Here is a 19293-nt window from a genome sequence, read left to right on the forward strand (position 1 = left end):
CCTATAAAGATTTAATATACTTAGCTGGGTTTCCCCCATATACAGATTTTGGCTCTACAGTTTTAGTAACTATCGATCCTGAGGCTACTATAGAATTACTTCCTATCTCATTAATTCCTGATAAGATAATAGAATGTGAACCAATCCAAGTGTTCTCTTTAATAATTAGACTTTGAGGAACTGGATTAGATCGTGGATCGTGTCCATGACTGTGAGTATATACAGTTGAACATTCTGAGACTAGAACGTTATCATATATTACTAGATTTCCAGTGTGATCTAATCTTACGCTCTTGTTAACCTGTACATTATTTTTCAAAATTAACTTTCCATCATTATTTTCACTATCGATTACAGTACCACTTGCAATTAAACAGTTATCACCTATTATTATTTGTTTAGGGTTTTCAATTCTAGTACCCACCTGTATAATTGAACCTTTACCTAATTCAACCCCCATAACTCTCCATCTAGTTGTATTTAATACATTTAATCCTTTTATAAAACTTCTCGTGAATAACCTAAAAAAACCTAATATATAACCATTTTTTTGAAAAAACTTCTTCAAGCGCATCCTTCAATACCTCTTTTATTTTTTTTACTGACAATTTTATTAAGAGTAATTAAAGTTAAAATACATCTGCATGTATTTGAACTACATACAACTAACGCAGCTCCAATTAAAGTATATTGAGGTATTAGCAGCACTGATGACACAAGTGTGACAATTGTTGTAATGATGTGAATGGGAACCTGTGCTTTAAATTCTCTAGTTGCAGTAAGTGCACTGCTCACAAATCCAGTTACATACCAAATTAACCCAGCAACCATAATAATAATAAATACATTATTATAACGGCTATAAGCACTTGTATATAGAACACTCAATATACTTTCACCAAATATATAACTTACTAGAACCCCTCCTCCTCCTATGAGTATTCCTAGACAAACCAGTTGAAATAATAATTTTTTAAATAACTCATAGTTTTTTTGATAGTAATTTGACAATCTTGAAATACTAGCATGCGCAAGTGCATTTACAACTGTAGCTCCTGTTGACATGATAAATGCTATTGAAGCAAAATACCCTAATGCTACTTCGTTCAAAAAATATTGAATAAAGTATCTAGGAAGGTTCGCATTTAGCGTATCTAAGGAAGATACAATCCCTAGCGGTAGTCCAAGAATAATTAATGTTTTTACATTAGAAAATTTACTAGGGCTTTTATATGATTCAAATATATTAAAATGCACCAACACCCTAATTTTTCGAAAATCATATAAGATTAAAACAAATATAAATGTTAAAGAATGTAAAATCACACTTAACAATAAATTCTTAAACATTACCATAGAGAAAGTAACCAAACAGATAGCTAATACACTTTGTATGATTTTCGAAAAAGCTAAATAATCCATCCTCTCTTTTTGCTGATAGAGTCCATAAGATACATCACACAAAGATTCAAAAAAACGGCTTAGTGCCATTGCTAGTATGATCACTCTCGTTTGATCATTGAACATTCCTAGTAATGAGATAATTAATACAATTATGACCCCAGCTAAACTTGTAATAACTCGATTTATAAAATAATCTGTAAACTTATAGCTATCATGTGTATCAGTTGCTTGTATACTCCGTAAGTTCATATTAAGAAATAAAAATATGGGAGCCGTTATGGCTAAGCCTAGAGAATATTGTCCAACCATTTCTACATTTCCCAGCTTAGCAATTAATAAAATAATCAACCATTGACTAAAAGCGTATATAAGATTTGCTGCTGCTGTATATAAAAAATTCCGCTTCAATGTTAAAGGTGCTTTTCCGTCTGATTGTTTGTTTTCTTTCCATAACTCCATTTTTAATTCTCCTAATCCTGTCATTTATATTTTCATAACTGGAGTATCGACGTTTCTCTCAAAGGCTATATCAAATATTGTTCGTTTTAACTTAGTTTTTTCATATTCATGAAAATGATCTATTAAATTCATAATAGTAGTGATATCCATAAATTTTGGTTTACCGACATATATTTTCGAATAAACTTTATTTGCTAATACATCTGCATCGTTAAATAACTCCTCATATAACTTTTCGCCAGGTCTCATCCCCGTATACTCAATGCCAATTTCTTCTATAGGATAACCTGATAATGTAATGAGACTCTTTGCAAGATCAACAATTTTAACAGGCTCCCCCATATCCAGCACAAAGATTTCTCCACCCTTTGCTAACGCCCCTGCTTGTATAACCAGGCGCGATGCTTCTGGTATTGTCATAAAATAGCGCACCATGTCTGGATGTGTAACCGTTACAGGTCCACCCTTTTCTATTTGTTTTTTAAATAACGGGATAACACTTCCACGGCTTCCTAATACATTTCCAAAACGAACGGCCACAAATCTTGTTTTACTTACCGTATCCATATGTTGGACGATCATTTCAGCAATACGTTTTGTAGCTCCCATCACACTTGTCGGATTCACAGCCTTATCAGTTGAAATCATTACAAATGTATTTACTTTAAACGTATCTGCGGCTTCTGCAATATTTTTAGTTCCAATTATGTTATTTTTTACAGCTTCTTCTGGATTACGTTCCATAAGGGGAACATGTTTATGAGCTGCTGCATGATATATAATGTATGGTTTATGTTTTTCTATTAAGCTAAATAGTTTATTACGATCTTGAATATCGGCGATTTCTGTTATTATTTCAACATTATCTTGATAGTGCTCCTTTAATTCCATTTCAATCGTATAAATACTATTTTCTCCATGGCCTAATAAAACAATTTTTTCTGGTGTATATTTCATTACTTGCCGGCAAATTTCAGACCCAATCGATCCACCAGCACCTGTAACTACAATTGTATGACTATTAATTGTTTCAGTAATACCTACATCATCTAATTTAACAGGCTCTCTACCGAGTAAATCTTCAACCTTAACATCACCAAACTCATTAATGGAAACCTTTCCATCTAATATATCTTCTAACATAGGTACAATTTGAGTTTTCGCTTTTGTTTTTGTACATTCTTGAAAAATTTTATTTATTTCTCTTCTCTTCAAAGATGGAATGGCAATAATGATATGTTCAATTTCATATTGCTCCACAATTCTATGAATATTACCTGTCGTTCCAACCACGGGAACACCATAAATTTCCAATTTTTGTTTTGTTTTATTGTCGTCAACAAAGGCAACTGCTTCTAAATGAGTATTTCTATTTTTCTGTAATTGTCGTATAACCATCGTTCCCGCTGAGCCAGCGCCTACAATAAGTGTACGTTTTTTTTCGGTATTTTTCGTAATATATCTATCCCGAAAAATACGCCATACCAAACGAGACCCCCCAAGTAATACTATATATAACATCCATGTAATTGCTAAAATACGCAAATATACATATTGCCCTGTTATATATTGAACAACTGTAATAACAATAACAGAGAAAGTAACAGCTTTAAAAATCTGCTCCAACTCTCTTATACTTGCATACTCCCAGGCTTTTTTATATAACTTATAAGAGTAAGCAAAAAAATGATGACTACACAATAGCGCAATTGAACTCGTAATAAAAATCTCAGGCGATTCCTTTAATAAGTCAGGAAATAAAAGCCAGTAACTCAAATAGACTGAAGTCAAAACAATCAAAGAGTCTATTAATATTAATAGGCATACCCTTCCTTTATACGTCAATTTTCGTACCTCCCAAAGAACCGTTAATATATCTTTAAATTCCTTTTTCAGTAATAGCTACAGTAGTTACATAATATAATTAAAATCTGGGCATCTAACCCTTCCTCACACCATACTTTTGACGACAAGCGTCTAAGGTAATACATCTTACCCACAGTATGACCGAGTGCCCCCGTTGATATAGGTAAGGAGACATCACCAACTTTATTATTCTTTAAAAAAAACTAAATAACTTTTTATGACGTATCATCTCCGGTTCATCCCTATACACTTCTTTACCACCAATCACCAAATATGCATTTTCTTTAAAGTTAAAAGCTACAGAAATACCAAATTCTTTTTCTATAACTTCGTAACCCGTTTGTAAATGAAATGCTCTTGTTGTTATATTGTGGGCATCAGATGCAATGACATGTGTTAAATTATGTTCAATAAGTTGTAAGCTAAATTTCTTAATCTTTTTCCCAAAATGTCCAACCAAACTACTAGCAGTAGTTTGAGTTAAAGCCCCTTGATTCACTAGCTTATATAATTTTTGGGGATTTTTTACAAATTCCATATTTCTTTCAGGATGAACGATAATAGGAACAATTCCCTTTAACTGTAATTTGTATAACATTTTTTCTGCATAGTGTGGCACAAAGTTAGAAGCAAACTCTATTAATACAAATCTATTTGTTTGATTTAACGTAACAATCTTCTTTTTTTCTAAATCTTCTAACAATCCATCATACAAGCGAACTTCTTGCCCAGGTAGAACCGTAATATTTAGTTCCTGCTCCTTTAAAATAGTATTTAACTGTTTCACTTGCTGAACAATACGACTAGCAGTATTAATGTATATACCATTTTGATGATGTGGTGTCGCGACAATAGTATGAATCCCCTCTTGCATTGCCAACTTTGCCATATTAATACTGTCTGTAATAGTACGAGCTCCATCGTCCACACCTGATAGAATGTGACAATGCAAATCAATCATTTTGTCCCATCCTTTCTTCTTATGTTTTAATTCTGGCTATAATAATATTGTTCTCCTTCTTGTTGTTCCCCATCATTCAATACAACGCCAAGAAGTTTTCCTTGTGCGTTCTCTAATATATGTTTTGCTTTCAATGCATCATCTTTTTCCGTTACACCACAACGAATAACAAGAAGTGATGAATCACATTGATTTGCCAGAATTTGCGTGTCTGTTACAGGGAGAATGGGCGGTGTATCAAAAATAATAAAATCATATATTTGATGTAAGTGTAATATAGTTTCTTTCATTGCTTCTGATCCTAATAGCTCTGCTGGGTTTGGTGGAATCGGTCCACATGGCAATAGGTATACTCCATTTACTTCTGTACGTTTAATACAATCTTCAAGAGTCTGTGCTCCAGTTAATGCGCTTGTTAGCCCAAACCTATTATCAACTTGGAACAGTTCATGTAGTACGGGTTTACGTAAGTCTGTATCTACTATTACTACTCTTTTACCTTGTTGAGCAAATACCACAGCTATATTTGCAGCAGTCGTTGTCTTGCCAGCTTCAGAAGTCGGCGACGTAATAAGAAGTGATTGTATTGGTTTATCTACTGCAGCAAACTCAATGTTAGTACGGACATTACGATATTGCTCTGCTATTACAGAGTTTGATCGAGTATGAGCAATTAATTGTCGACGCTGTCGTCCCTTCTTTCTTTTAAAAACCACTTGTATGTTCCCTCACTTTCTTTGCAGCTGCGATCATCTCATTACCACTTTCTTCATTTTCTTCAATATGAGAAATAACTCCAAAAACAGGTAATTTAAGTTCGTTTTCAATATCTTCTTCTCTTTTCAAGGTATTGTCTAAGTATTCTAGTAAAAGTACGAATCCAATTGCTACTATCAAGCCTATACTGAAAACGATTCCGATATTTAATAGCGGTCTAGGTTTTACTGGTTCTTTTTCTGTTACTATTTCTGCTTTAGAAAGAATAGTAACATTATCAACACTCATAATTTTTGCAACTTCATTTTTAAATACTTCAGCTATTGTATTAGCAATATTATTGGCTACTTTAAGATCCTCGTTCTGTACAGTAATAATGATTACTTGGGAGTCCTTTTCATTTGCTACACTAATCTTTCCGCTTAATTCTTGTATAGACATATCTAATTTCAACTTACTCTTTACTTGCTCTAAAATGACAGGGCTTTTGATAATGATTTTATATGTATTTGTTAATTGAATATTGGTTTGGATTTCTCCTGGTTGAATTATACCTTCTTGCTTTTTTTGATTCACAAGAATTTGGGTAGAAGATTGATAGATAGGTGTTATAAAATAGAAATTTAGTATTGAACTTGCAATCGCTGCTCCTATAGAAATAGTTAAGATTATAAATAAATGTTTTTTCAAAATATAAAACAGTTCTTTCAAACGAACGGTTTCTTCCATGTATATTTCCTCCTTTTCTTTTTATTAGTTATAAGTATAGGAAAATTCGAAATTTTCATCACACCACATCACCCTCTTGTATTAACACAGAATATACCAAATAGAACCATAATGTAGCAATATATGTAATTTTTTATCAACATTATTCAGTTAAATTACAAAAATGTATGTATACTACATTTCCTTTTGGTGTACAAAGGATAATAGAAAGAAAATTCAATCTAATTATCTGGTTATCTATTCCTTACCGCATATTAAAATTTTTTTGATAAAATACTTATCAAATTTTAGAAACAACTTCTTGAATTTTCTATACATTCTGTATAGACAACCAGATAATTATACCTATCATCCGAATAAACATACTATATAACGGTTATTTATTTAGTGTTGCTGGCTTTATTTTAATTACAAGTCCAATTCTATAATTTCGAAAATTCTATTTGTAAAAACCAATTTTGGGACATAAAAAAGAAGAATCCTTTCATAATAAGGACCCTTTCTATTCAGAAAGATACATATATATAACAAAAAAATAGTACTTATCCCAACTACACAACTTTTTATTTTCAAGTAGATTATTGAGAAAATTAACTATTACCTTCCTCCATCATTCATATCCTTTCAAAAAACAAGCTCATAAGCTAATTGAAGCTTTAAAACATTTGCTTGTATTTTATCCAAATAATTAAGCAATACATAACAATAACTACATTTGAAGCAGCTGAAACATACTTGCTCATATGCCTGTGAAAATTCTATTACTTCATCTGGTGAGAAAATGTTTAAATCATCAGGAAAACATATCAAGCCCCTCAACTAATGAATAGCAAACTAAAATAGCCTGGGGCGAAATATATATTTCGCCCCAGGCTATTCCACTTTTTCATATAAAACAAAACTTTCCCGACAGTTCTCATTTATAACGAATTGAACAGATCTACAAAGGTAAATTAAAATAATTCTCCCAATTCTTCATATCTAACTCACTACTAATCCTTTTTATCCTCCCTCTCCTTCATTCTTCACTTCAAGCACATCAAGCAAAAAGACGAAAATTGGAATTCCAATAATAAGTCCCCATATTCCAAAAAAATGCTCTGAAAATATAAGAACCATAAACGTATAAAAAATAGGTAAATTTGTTTTTGCAGACATAAATTTCGGATTTAAGAAATAACTTTCAATTGCGTGGATAACCGCAATAAAAATTAATATGTATACGACATATGTAATTCCGCCAATATTATAAGCGATGATACAAAGTGGAAACAACGAGATAATCACACCTGCAACAGGAATAAGACCTAGAAGGAATATCATTACTGCTAATACGAGTAATTGCGGGAAGCCAAGAAAAATAAGCACGATGACAGAAAGAATACAGTTTACAACTGCAATTAAAAACTGCGCCTCAATAACTTTTCCAAATGAACGGGCAAATTTCTGACCAAAGTATGTTATTTCCTCATAAAAAATATTAAGTTTACTATCTTTAAATTTGGAAGTAAAAGCAATAATACGCTCTTTTTCTAATAAGAAGAATAAACTTAAAATAAGAGAAAGTAAAATTTGCAAACTTACTTTTCCGATATTCGCTAACGACTGATAAATGACATCTACACCTTGTTCAATATATTTTGATACTTCCATTTGATTTATCGCTGAGAACAAATATTTAACCATTTCATTATCTGGTGGATTTTTAAAAAATACTTTAAACTGATGAATCAATTGAGAAATTTGTACTGTTAATACAGGTAAATATTTATATAACGTAGTAATAATAAAAGTCACTAAAACAATGTACAAAAAAGTAATAATTACTTTTCTGCTTATGGGTACAAAACGATTCAGCTTCCCAGAAATAAATCTTTGAAAGTGATCCATGAGAAACGTAAGGATAAAGGTAATTAATATTAAATTAATCATACTTTTTAGCCCGTATAAGATAAGAGCCAACACTACTAATACAAGGAGCCTCTGAAATCCTCTACTTTGAAAGAAATTTTTCATTTGTATCATTTATTTCAAACCGCCTCCTTCTAGCTTCTCTATCCTGTTCATCATAAATCGTTCTATCAATTCCAACAATTCCTGTTCTCTTCATAACATCTTATGACTAAGACTCTTCAATCTTTCTTTTAACTTCGAAAAGTCCTATTTTCCATCTACCTTGTAATATTCTCAAATAATTCCTTTTTTGGATATGATTACAATTTTATAAGTTCTACCATTTATATGTAAGTACTCTCTCGTTTCATATGATTCATAGCGAGAGAGTACCTGTTACACTTTCTTTTATATACATTATGTTCTTAGTAAATCGTATAATCCCTCTTTATATTTGAATAAATATAAAGCACCGCTATTCTTCTAGATGTTAGGAGATTTCCTATTTTTTGATTGTTGTTCGTATGCATACCCAATTTTGAATAACTCTCTTTCACCAAAAGGCTTTCCAATAAAGGTTGCTCCTACAGGCTGTCCTTTTGAATCATATCCAGCTGGTATAGATAGCTCTGGATAGCCAGCAATCGCTGAAAGGAGAACTTCATCATTATTAATCATAACAAGGGCGTCTAAACCTTTTTCTTCTAAATATTTGTCTAACTCTTTTTTAGCGTTAGATTGACTTGTTTGAACCGACTTTTCAAATTCTTCTTTTGTTAAAGATGATTCTTCCGATCCTATTATTAAAGATTGTCCATATTTAACTCGACGTTTTTCATCTTTTTTATTAAACTCAATTACTTCTTTTAACGATTTTACTGGCACATTTTTTTGATTAGCAAGATAAGCATTCAGATTATGTTTAAAGTCATATTCTAAAATTGATAAATTATCTACACCATCACGGTTCAACTTTATGTCCTCAGTTAATGTAGCACCCGCGTTTTGAAGATTTTGTTTTATTTTTTGTGCCACAGCCTTTCTTTCCTCATCTTGCTGATCTACAGAGAAAAGAATCCCTATTTTCTTCCCTTTTAATCCTTCTACTGATAAATCTTTTGCATAATCAATTTTTTCTTTATCCTTCATTTTTTCCGTTATAGCATCTTTCTCATCGTATCCTACCATTGTACTTAATAATGCTGCTGCATCTTTTACCGTTCTAGCCATTGGACCAGCTGTATCAATTGTTTCTGCTAGCGGAATAATCCCAGTTCTACTAACAAGTCCTAAAGATGGGCGTAAACCGACTACCGATTGCTGAGATGCAGGAGCGACAATCGATCCTGTTGTTTCTGTACCAATAGCAAGTGGTGCAAAATCAGCCGCAACCGCCGTAGCAGATCCTGAACTTGATCCTGCTGTATCAAATTCAAGAGGTCCATAAGGGTTTACGTTTTGTCCTTTTTTTCCACTATAGCCGCTAGGCATTTTAATCGATAAATAATTTGCCCATTCTGACATATTTGCCTTCCCTAAAATAAATGCACCTTCTTTTTTTAATTTTTTAACAATATTTGCATCTTCATCTGCAACCCAATCTTTCAATACATATGTTCCTGCACTTGTTGGCATAACATTTGCTGTTTGCACATTATCTTTTACAATGACAGGAATTCCATATAAGTTGGATTTCTTACTTGTAGCTCGCTCTTTATCAAATTTACGAGCTTCTTCCATTGCATTCGGATTAATTTCTGTAACAGCATTTAGTGTCATTCCATTTTGATCATGTTCCTTTATACGCAACAGATAAACACTAACTAACTCTTCATATGTAAGCTTCTGCTCGTCAATCAATTTTTGAAGTTCGTCTACAGTTGCATTTACAACCTCTTTTTCTTTTCTCTTTACGTTTTCTATATCTATTCCTTTAAGTTGTTTATTGATCGGCGCTAACACACGTTCTTTATCGTATACAATTCGCTCTGGTTTCTCAGGAATATATGTTTTGTAAAAATAATACCCCCCTGCGCCTGCTAATAAAGCAATCGCCCCTGCAACGGACAATGTCACCTTCAACCATTTTTTCATGCTGTTCACTCCTATTCTAAAAAGAAAATAGTACTTTTCTCTATTTCACGTGTCTTTTGTACTACAACAAAATTCAAGGTTACCATTATACAAAATATATGTAAATAATGATTTTACAATTAATATCAAGTATGCATTCTCCTCTTACTATCCAAATATATTATCTTTACACTCAAGTCCAAATGACCGAACTATATAAATCCATTTTGATTTTTCGACACATAACCCGCTGCTAGGAAGAACAAAAAGTGAACTACACTCATTTTCTCTCTTTGTTTTCACTTGGCATGGGGCAGGAAGAGGGGCTGACCCCTTCTATGCATGACCGGATCCTCTCTCCCATCTAAAAAGAATGGTTTTTTGTCATTTTTTCAATTTGTATTTATATATTCCCCTCTTCAATGTTTTTCTTTTTTAAATTGCTTCGCTAATAATTCCTTTACTTGATTATACGTTAGTCCAGAATTTTTATTTAAACGCTTTACTTCATCAATATCCGTACCTACAACTGTATATTTTTTCTCGTTATCCATCATTTCACTCCCCTTCAAAAATCCCCATGAAATGGAGACCAGGCTATTTATTATATTTCTTCCCTAAATTCAAAATCCATACTCTTTACGTTTGCTGTGAAAATGATTACAACAAAAAAAGAAGACTATTTGATAGAATAGCCTTCTTTTTACTACATATTAATAAAATTTCACTACATCTTCAGTAGGTAAGAACGTTCTTTCTCCTGGTTGTTCATTTGGCTCACCAAATGGCATTTGCCCTACTAAACTCCACTCTGCTGGGATATTCCAAGTTTCTTTCACTTCAGCGTCTACAATTGGGTTGTAATGTTGTAACGATGCTCCGATTCCCTCTGCAGATAATAGCATCCACACAGTATGTTGTAACATTGCATTTCCTTGATGAGACCAGAATGGGAACTGTTCTTTATATAATGGTGCATTTTCTTGCATTTGTTTTACTGTCGCTTGATTTTCAAAGAATAGTACTGTTCCTACTCCTTCACGGAAACCTTTTAGTCTTTCTACAGTTGCTTCAAAGTTTTCTGCTGGTACACGTGCTCGAAGCGTTTCTTTTACAATATCCCAAAACTTTTCATGCTCTGCATCCATTAATACGACCATACGACCACTTTGCATATTGAAAGATGTTGGTGCATGTAAAGCTGTTTTTAAAACTTCATTAATTCTTTCTTTTGTGATTGCATTATTTTTTGTTACTTTACGAATTGAACGACGGTTCATGATTGCTTCTTTTAAGTTTGTTGTAGTTGCTGACATGTTAATTCCTCCAAATATATACGTTTTATAATTTATTTAAACAATTCAAGTTGATTCTTCGGTGTAATACAGATTAGCAATAGCCATCCGTATTACATTGCATCCCTTCAAATGAATTTGTTTTATCCTTTTCAATTTCTTTATCAATGACTCTTTCTAACGTCTCTTTACTAGCAAGTCCTTGAATGACTTCATCTCCAATCATTACAGTTGGAACAGCCATAATATTTGCCTCATCATATGCATGTTGAATCGCTTCTTGATGTTTTTCTTTATATTTACGAGTTACTAAAGCATCTTTAAATTCCGCTTCAGGAAGTCCTACTTCAACCGCTAATTTTGTTAATACGTCTATATCTTCAATGTTTTGTTCTTCCTGGAAAAATGCAGTAAACACTCGGTGATGGTACTCATTTCCAAGTCCACGCTCCTTCGCAAATTGGCAACCCTCAAAAGCTAAATGTGTATATGGATGTGGTGAAACGCGTGGCAGGCGCATTTCAACTCCTAATTTCTTTGCAGTAGGAAGAATGAAAGAATCCCATGAACCTAACTTATCTGGCTCGTTCCAAGGATCAATTTTCGAATATGGACTTGGACGTAATTCAAATGGCATCCATTCAATTTCTACATCTTTCTCTTTCGCCACTTCATCTAATGGACCTTTTGCTAAAAAGCAAAACGGACATATAAAATCGGAATATACTTTCATTTTTACAGTCATAGTATTACACCTTACCTTCTTGTTTTTAGTTGTAACAAATTTAGTTACAATTTTAAGAAAAAAATATGCATTCTCTTTTAGAGACTTGCGATTATTATTTTAAGTATTCATTTTTTGTTGCAAAGATTCGAATAACTGTTCCATAGTCATACTTCTCAAAACCTCTTCCATTGCAGATTGTGCCTGAACTAAAACAACTTCTAACACAGCTTGAATATTTGCTCCAATTGGACAATCTGGGTTTGGTTGTTCATGAATGTGGAATAACTTATCTTCCTCAACTACATTTACTGCATGATATACATCTAATAAAGTAATTTCACTTAAATCCTTTAGTAATCCGGCCCCACCTGGCCCTCGATTTACATAAACAAACTTGGCCTGTTTTAAATAAGACATTATTTTTCGAATGACAACCGGATTTGTCTTTACACTCTCAGCCATAAATTCTGAAGTACAAATAGAAGATGGATTATTTTTTAAAATGGATAACATATGAACAGCTATAGAAAAGCGGCTACTAATTTTCATCGTGATCACCACCTCGATGTAATCATTATAGTTACAACAAAAGAATAAGTCAACCATTTCTATAAAACTTTTTTGGGCATGTGCACAAGGTATCTCATGTGCCACTACATGAGATACCCTTTTATTACTCTACAAATAACTTTTGAAATTCTTCAATTAACAGTTGAACAGCTAGTGAAGATTCTTTTAATGAAGGAACAGCTAACGCAATTTCTCTCCATACTTGTGGTTCTAATTCTCTTGTTTGAACATTAGGTGGTAAATCTGATAAGGATAATTCAGCCAGTATAGCTAACCCTAATCCCTCTTGTATCATATTCAAGGATGTCGTCACAGTAGACACAACGTATTCAATGCGAAGCGGTACGGAAGCTTGTTTAAACATTTCTATAATTGGCGGTTCATACCCACCTTTACAAATAATAATTGGTTCATTTTCTAAATCTTGAATTGTAATTGTCGCTTTCTCCCATAGAGGATGATCATCTCTTAAAACAACAACCATCTTTCCCTTCGTTAAAGGTACAATCTCCATTTCTTTATTAGGTAAAATTACGATTCCTACATCAATTACACGTGATGCTAGCCACGCTTCTACTTCTTTCAGTGTTCCTTCATGGAGTATCAACTCTAACTTCGGATATTTCTCACGAAAGATATTGATCATTTTAGGCAGGAAATATGCTGATGCACTTGGAAAACTTCCGATTCGAATTGTACCAACTTCATGCCCTTTCTCCATCGCTACTTCTTGTTCTACTTTCTCAACACCATTTAAAATTTCTCGAAAATGAACCAAAATACGACTCCCTACATCAGTAAGAATCAAACCTTTTCTTTTATCACGTATGATAAGTGTCACACCTAATTCCGATTCCACGCTAGAAATAGCGTGGCTAACAGCTGGTTGCGTCATATTCAAGACCCGAGCTGCCTTCGTAAAACTTCCTAATTCGACTACTTTTACAAAAACTTGAAGTTGTGTAATGGTCATAACTAATTACTTATACTCCTTATAAAAAAGATTCATTTTATTTATCGCGTTCAATATCATATCATAGTGAAATGAAATACAACAAGGAGGTATTATCGTGTCTCAGCTTTCTCGAACAAAAGCAGCCATAATCCTTTCATTCCTCGTTCTTATGTGGGGGATTAATTGGCCTTTATCTAAATTTGCTCTCCATTATACACCACCCGTGTTGTTTGCAGGGATTAGAACAGTAATAGGCGGATTTATTCTACTTATATTTGCATTACCGAAATACAAACAATTACACTTAAAAGAAACTTGGCATTTATACTTTATTTCCGCCCTACTCAACATTATTTTATTTTACGGACTACAAACTGTAGGACTTCAGTATATGCCTTCTGGACTTTTTTCCGCTATTGTATTTCTCCAACCTGTCTTACTCGGCATTTTCTCTTGGATCTGGCTTGAAGAATCAATGTATGGTTTAAAAATCTTCGGTCTTATTCTTGGATTTATAGGGGTTGCTGTTATTAGCTCTAGTAGCTTAACCGAGCATATCTCCGTTATCGGCATTTTACTTGCTTTAGGGTGTGCAATTGGATGGGCGCTCGGTACAGTATTTATCAAAAAAACTGGCAACCGTGTAAACGCTACTTGGATGGTAACACTGCAACTCATTATTGGAGGATTTTGCTTAATTGGATTTGGTTCAGAATTTGAAAGCTGGTCTAGCATCGCTTGGAGCATACCATTTGTAATCGTATTACTATTCATTTCAATCTTTGTTATTGCAATGGGCTGGCTTGCCTACTTTACACTTGTCGGAGCTGGAGAGGCAAGTAAAGTTGGCGCTTATACATTTCTCATTCCTCTTATCGCCATTATTGTGAGCTCTATTTTCCTACATGAGGCAATTACAATTAGCTTATTCATTGGACTTTTATTTATTGTTGTAAGTATTTGCTTTGTGAATATAAAACCAAAATCACTTACCATGAAACAGTCTGTTGAACCTAAAAGATGCTAATCAAATATAAATAAGAAAAAACCTATCATCAAATAGGTTTTTTCTTATTTCTTACTTTTTACGGCGTAATACAAAGATACATGTACCTATTGAAACGATAATAGATAGGATGGATAAAATAATAGCTGTTGTTTGCATGCTTGTACTTTCTTTCTCTTTCACATTAGATACTTTTGATTCTCCATGTTCTCCAGTTAATGATGTATCCTTTGTAATCGTTGTAAGTGAATGCGGTTTATCAGCCTTCTCATCACCTGTCCATTCTACAATATCTCCATCTTTGTACTGTTGATATGCATCCCAAGCCACGTTCTGCTCTTTATCCGGGTTTTTCGCAACAAAAGTAAATTGCTGAAATTGACCTGGTAAAATCCCTTCTCCAGTCGTCTCCCATGTAACAGATTTAACTTTTCCAGATGTATCTTTTTGTTCATCAACCTTCCATCCGGGTACTGGCTCATACTGTTGAAACTCGACTCCCACTGGTATTTTAAGTGTCACTTTCGTTGTTGCTATACCCTTTTCAACTAGAACCTTTATTGTATACGTTTCCCAAGAGCCCACTCCAGAAGTAGCTGGTTTCACCGTCACATGTGCACTAGCAGGTACTGCGAAAAGTCCCATGGCAATTACTGTTGCTATCATTGTTGTTCCTAATTTTTTTATACGTTTCATTTTTCTATTACTCCTTTTTTCTTTCTCTATAAATTTGACTTTATCGACCACCGACCATGAATTTAAAATCTGTATCAAAACTATCAAGAGCTTTCGTTAATCCATGAACATGTATATTCCACTCACCGGTCATATTAATATACATACCTTCTGCTTGATACACTCCTGGTGAAACAGGCGAAACTTTAAATGTACCTTTTCCCATATCCATCTCTAAAGATTTCGTTGTTAATACAATTTGTTCCATATCGGTAACAGGCTGTCCAGTTGTATCTTTTAAATCAATGCGAAATGTATTCATTCCTACTTTATTTGGGCTTACTTGTAAAGTAAGTTCATATCCATTATCGAGTTTTTGACTTCCTGTAAAAGGTCCCGTTGGCGGCATTGGTGGTGTTTGTACATTTGTTAAAAAGGCTACGATTATAAAAATAGCTATACCTATACCAAACTCGACTTTCATCGTAGCCCCCAACCTTTTTTGCCCCCTCATCCTTCCTTTCACATAATGAATAAGTCCCAATATTCCCATACCAATAAATAAAAGAAATTTCGTTAACAATGCTAGTCCATATTTTGTATCAAATAATGAATGGATCGTTGGAATAAAGAATGTACTATTAAAAAGGCCGGTTACGAAAAGAAGAATGACCGCACATATTGCCCATGGAGAAAACCTTTGAATTGCATCCCAATACATCGTCCATTTCCCATTCTCATGGTCTTTAGGTAAAAGAAGAACAATTGCCGATAGTCCTCCAATCCATAATGAAGCTGCAAGTAAATGTAAAAAATCCATCATTACCGCAATCTCTTTATACTTTAGACCATATGCATGACTATTCATTGCTTTCATAATAAGTAACCCAATGAAAAAGACAAGCGGAATCGTCCATATTTTGAAAGATGAAAGCTTTTCTCGTTTTAAAGCGACGTATGTAACAACCATCAATGTAATTATGAGTACCATCTGAGTCATCCATACATACCCAAAAACAGATAACTGTAAAGTTTCTTTTAATAATGAAGGCTGGAAGGCAGCTATCCACGAAACATCAGCATTTATCTTAGCTTGTAATGGAAGACTGAATAGTAAACTAATGAATATACCAAGCAAAGAAATCCAAATTAGTTTATTACTTCTTGATTGGACTTTACTGGACTTTCCCTTATAAATGATTAGGTTAAAAAATAGAACACCTATATATAAAGAAAAACCTGTATATAAAAACCCTCGTTCTATCATCATATCCATTTGCGGGAAATAACCTATTTCTTCTGCTTGTATGTCACTCGTTTCCCCTCCTTCTGTTCCAATACGAAAGGGAGTCACTCCTTGAATGGGATGGCCATCAGCCGAAATGGCTTTCCACTGAATCGAATACGTTCCATTTGGTATATTCTGTTTTACTCCAGCTTCTAATCGTTTCGGGTTCTTTTTATCAATATGAGCATTTTTTAAATCTACCCGTTTTCCTGAAGCATCCCTTACAAACAACGTATTAAAGTGTGAAACCTGCAACGTCTCATCAAATTCAATCCTTACAACGGAAGGTACTTTCTCTAACGTTTCATTTTCTGCAGGGTTTGATTTAACAACATAAGCATGAGCGGAGGCTGCTGTTGGTACCAATATCACGAACACACATGCCATCATGATCCATGCTCCTAGTTTTCTTAATACACTCACATTCAGTTCACTTCTTTCTTTTGCATCACTGTATTTCACCCAAAGGCTAATAAAGCATTACTATTTTTATTCTACCTCCGAAAAATTAATAACATTAAATATTAAGTAATAAAATATAAACTTCATTGTGATCTATTCATACAACACTTGAACTTATACTAGTTAAGATACTATTTATAAAATCATTACTTATTTTTTTAAAGCTAGTTACGATTATAACACATAATATATAAATATAAGTTTTTAGAACGAAAAGAAACGGTGAATCATTTGTGAAAAAAGTGTGAAATGTGCCTTCATACAGTGTAATTTTTTACCCCAAAACGAAAAAGGCGTTACGCCAATGCATAACACCTTTTATCACTCTTCATATACAAATTATTGTTCTTCAGGATAAGCACAATATTCAATGATCGTTCCTTCTGTATCTGCTGGATTCAGATAAATTAATCTTCTACCATGTTTGTTTATCCCGCTATTTGCGGGCGGTAAGACTCCCATCTCAAAATTCAGCGAAAGAGCACTACCCGCTGTAAATTCTTCTAAATCATGCATAGTAAACCTCGCGTTGGGATAAGGATCGAGTCGCCATCAATCACACCAGTTTTGAGGGTTTCCATGATTTCATCGATGGTTGCCCCGGCATTTAAGCAGCCTTTCATGTGATAGCAAATGCATTCATCGCAGTGGCTGACTATTGATATGACTAAACCCATAATAATGTACTTACCCTAACTGACGTTTAAATACTTTACTGGCGAAGAAGTAAGCGATGACCATGATGCCGACGCACCAGGCAAGCGCGATCCAAATACCGTTGCCAACAGCCCCTTCATACAAGAGGGCACGGATCGTATTCACGATTGAAGTCACAGGCTGGTTCTCAGCGAACGCACGGACAATTTTCGGCATGGTTTCAGTGGGGACAAAGGCTGAACTGATGAACGGCAGGAAAATCAGCGGATACGAGTAGGCTGTCGCCCCTTCCATAGACTTCGCTGTCAATCCGGGAATGACAGCCAGCCATGTCAGCGCCAACGTAAACAGCCCGAGTATCCCAGCTACCGCCAGCCAATCCAGGATATCAGCGCTGGAACGGAAGCCCATCAAGAGGGCGACGAGAATAACCACCACGACAGTAAGCGCATTAGAAACAAGCGAGGTCAACACGTGAGCCCACAATACAGATGAGCGCTTAATAGGCATAGTAATAAGACGTGCCATCAGCCCGCTCTTTACATCCGTAAACAGCCGCACAGAAGTGTAAGCGACGCCGGATGCGATAGCCATCAGCAAGATGCCCGGCAATAAATAATTGACGTAGTTGTCCGTGCCTGTCTCTATGGCGCCGCCAAATACGTAGACAAACAGCAGCATCATCATAATCGGCGTAATTGCCACCGTGATAATCGTATCCGGGCTGCGCATGATGTTGCGCATTAAACGTCCCAGTAATACCCCTGTTTTGCTTTTCATTTACATCTCCTCCTTTGTGCCGATGATCGCGAGGAAAATTTCCTCCAACGTCGGCTGTTTCTCAATGTACTCCACTTTCGCTGGCGGGAACATCTCTTTGAGTTCGGTAAGGGTACCGGTCGTGATGATTTTTCCGCCATGCAAGATGGCGATACGGTCTGCCAGTTGTTCGGCTTCCTCGAGATACTGGGTCGTCAGCAAGATGGTCGTGCCGCCGCCAGCAAGCTCCTTGACGGTATTCCAAACTTCAATCCGCGCTTCGGGGTCAAGCCCTGTCGTCGGTTCGTCGAGAAAAATGACTGCTGGCGTCCCGATCAAGCTCATGGCGATGTCAAGCCGGCGCTTCATACCGCCGGAATACTTATCTGCTCGGCTGTTGGCCGCATCGGTTAGGCTGAATCTTGCAAGCAAATTGTCGGCGACTTGGGCGGGATTGGAAACTCCACGCAACTTGGCAATCATTATCAGGTTTTCCCGCCCGGTGAGCATACCGTCTAAAGCTGCGAACTGCCCTGTCAGGCTAATGCTCTGGCGAACATGATTCGGTTGACGCTGGACGTCAAAGCCGCAAATACTTACTTCGCCGCCATCGGGTTCCATCAGCGTCGAGAGGATGTTGACCGTCGTCGTCTTTCCCGCTCCATTTGAACCCAGCAGTGCGAAAATTTCGCCACGCTGCACCTCAAAATCCACTCCTTTTAAAACCTCCTTGTCTTTAAAAGATTTTTTTAACCCTTTTACAGAAATCGCTGCATTGCTCATCCTTTTCTCCTCCT

General features: G+C 34.9%; 19 protein-coding genes and 1 pseudogene. 1 reads left to right on the forward strand and 19 read right to left on the reverse strand.

The genetic code is table 11. The annotated features are described in order from the left end of the window. Window position 1: 1 nt before the first annotated feature. The 13 genes from ACX5JI_RS11970 to ACX5JI_RS12030 all read right to left on the reverse strand — a co-directional run bounded on the left by ACX5JI_RS11970 (window position 2) and on the right by ACX5JI_RS12030 (window position 13667). A complete protein-coding gene (locus ACX5JI_RS11970; RefSeq protein ID WP_459501267.1) occupies window positions 2–574 on the reverse strand; it encodes an acyltransferase in 573 nt (190 codons plus the stop codon). Further along, the gene (locus tag ACX5JI_RS11975; RefSeq protein WP_459501268.1) at window positions 565–1863 is read right to left on the reverse strand and encodes an oligosaccharide flippase family protein; all 1299 of its coding nucleotides are present in this window, start codon (window positions 1861–1863) and stop codon (window positions 565–567) included. The genes ACX5JI_RS11970 and ACX5JI_RS11975 overlap by 10 nt, the downstream gene beginning before the upstream one ends. A 24-nt stretch (window positions 1864–1887) precedes the next feature. Further along, window positions 1888–3708, reverse strand: coding sequence for a polysaccharide biosynthesis protein (locus ACX5JI_RS11980; RefSeq protein ID WP_459501269.1), 1821 nt, complete (start codon window positions 3706–3708; stop codon window positions 1888–1890). Window positions 3709–3922: 214 nt separating this feature from the next. Further along, on the reverse strand, window positions 3923–4690 hold the full coding sequence (locus ACX5JI_RS11985; RefSeq protein WP_459501270.1) for a tyrosine-protein phosphatase: 768 nt from the start codon (window positions 4688–4690) through the stop codon (window positions 3923–3925). 26 nt (window positions 4691–4716) lie between these two features. Then, window positions 4717–5406, reverse strand: coding sequence for a CpsD/CapB family tyrosine-protein kinase (locus ACX5JI_RS11990; RefSeq protein WP_459501271.1), 690 nt, complete (start codon window positions 5404–5406; stop codon window positions 4717–4719). Beyond that, entirely contained in the window at window positions 5396–6136 is a 741-nt protein-coding gene (locus ACX5JI_RS11995) for a YveK family protein (protein ID WP_459501272.1), read from the reverse strand. The genes ACX5JI_RS11990 and ACX5JI_RS11995 overlap by 11 nt, the downstream gene beginning before the upstream one ends. Before the next feature lie 1002 nt (window positions 6137–7138). Next, the gene (locus ACX5JI_RS12000; protein ID WP_459501273.1) at window positions 7139–8161 is read right to left on the reverse strand and encodes an AI-2E family transporter; all 1023 of its coding nucleotides are present in this window, start codon (window positions 8159–8161) and stop codon (window positions 7139–7141) included. A 351-nt stretch (window positions 8162–8512) separates the two neighbouring features. Continuing rightward, window positions 8513–10123 carry an amidase family protein gene (locus ACX5JI_RS12005; RefSeq protein WP_459501274.1) on the reverse strand — a complete coding sequence of 537 codons (1611 nt, stop codon included), beginning with the start codon at window positions 10121–10123 and terminating at the stop codon, window positions 8513–8515. A gap of 398 nt (window positions 10124–10521) precedes the next feature. Further along, window positions 10522–10656: a hypothetical protein gene (locus ACX5JI_RS12010; RefSeq protein WP_459501275.1), complete on the reverse strand. Its 135-nt coding sequence runs from the start codon at window positions 10654–10656 to the stop codon at window positions 10522–10524. 159 nt (window positions 10657–10815) lie between these two features. Then, the gene (locus tag ACX5JI_RS12015; RefSeq protein ID WP_459501276.1) at window positions 10816–11418 is read right to left on the reverse strand and encodes a nitroreductase family protein; all 603 of its coding nucleotides are present in this window, start codon (window positions 11416–11418) and stop codon (window positions 10816–10818) included. 73 nt (window positions 11419–11491) lie between these two features. After that, window positions 11492–12142 (reverse strand): DsbA family oxidoreductase, encoded by a 651-nt coding sequence (locus ACX5JI_RS12020; RefSeq protein ID WP_459501277.1) that lies wholly within the window; start codon window positions 12140–12142, stop codon window positions 11492–11494. A 99-nt stretch (window positions 12143–12241) separates the two neighbouring features. Beyond that, window positions 12242–12673, reverse strand: a complete 432-nt coding sequence (locus tag ACX5JI_RS12025; protein ID WP_459501278.1) for an Rrf2 family transcriptional regulator — start codon at window positions 12671–12673, stop codon at window positions 12242–12244. 124 nt (window positions 12674–12797) lie between these two features. After that, entirely contained in the window at window positions 12798–13667 is an 870-nt protein-coding gene (locus tag ACX5JI_RS12030) for a LysR family transcriptional regulator (protein WP_459501279.1), read from the reverse strand. Between the two features lie 97 nt (window positions 13668–13764). Here ACX5JI_RS12030 and ACX5JI_RS12035 point away from each other — a divergent pair, with 97 nt between their 5' ends. Then, the gene (locus tag ACX5JI_RS12035) at window positions 13765–14676 is read left to right on the forward strand and encodes a DMT family transporter (RefSeq protein ID WP_459501280.1); all 912 of its coding nucleotides are present in this window, start codon (window positions 13765–13767) and stop codon (window positions 14674–14676) included. A 51-nt stretch (window positions 14677–14727) separates the two neighbouring features. Here ACX5JI_RS12035 and ACX5JI_RS12040 read toward each other — a convergent pair whose 3' ends face one another. The 6 genes and pseudogenes from ACX5JI_RS12040 to ACX5JI_RS12065 all read right to left on the reverse strand — a co-directional run bounded on the left by ACX5JI_RS12040 (window position 14728) and on the right by ACX5JI_RS12065 (window position 19279). Continuing rightward, entirely contained in the window at window positions 14728–15351 is a 624-nt protein-coding gene (locus tag ACX5JI_RS12040; protein ID WP_459501281.1) for a YcnI family copper-binding membrane protein, read from the reverse strand. A gap of 40 nt (window positions 15352–15391) precedes the next feature. After that, the gene (locus ACX5JI_RS12045; RefSeq protein WP_459501594.1) at window positions 15392–17047 is read right to left on the reverse strand and encodes a copper resistance CopC/CopD family protein; all 1656 of its coding nucleotides are present in this window, start codon (window positions 17045–17047) and stop codon (window positions 15392–15394) included. A 372-nt stretch (window positions 17048–17419) separates the two neighbouring features. Further along, a pseudogene (locus ACX5JI_RS12050) lies at window positions 17420–17512 on the reverse strand (glyoxalase); the annotation flags it as partial. A gap of 71 nt (window positions 17513–17583) precedes the next feature. Then, window positions 17584–17757: a carboxymuconolactone decarboxylase family protein gene (locus ACX5JI_RS12055; protein WP_459501282.1), complete on the reverse strand. Its 174-nt coding sequence runs from the start codon at window positions 17755–17757 to the stop codon at window positions 17584–17586. 10 nt (window positions 17758–17767) lie between these two features. Beyond that, window positions 17768–18517, reverse strand: coding sequence for an ABC transporter permease (locus ACX5JI_RS12060; protein ID WP_459501283.1), 750 nt, complete (start codon window positions 18515–18517; stop codon window positions 17768–17770). Beyond that, entirely contained in the window at window positions 18518–19279 is a 762-nt protein-coding gene (locus tag ACX5JI_RS12065) for an ABC transporter ATP-binding protein (protein WP_459501284.1), read from the reverse strand. Window positions 19280–19293 lie beyond the last annotated feature (14 nt).

The organism is Bacillus sp. C1 (assembly GCF_054570475.1).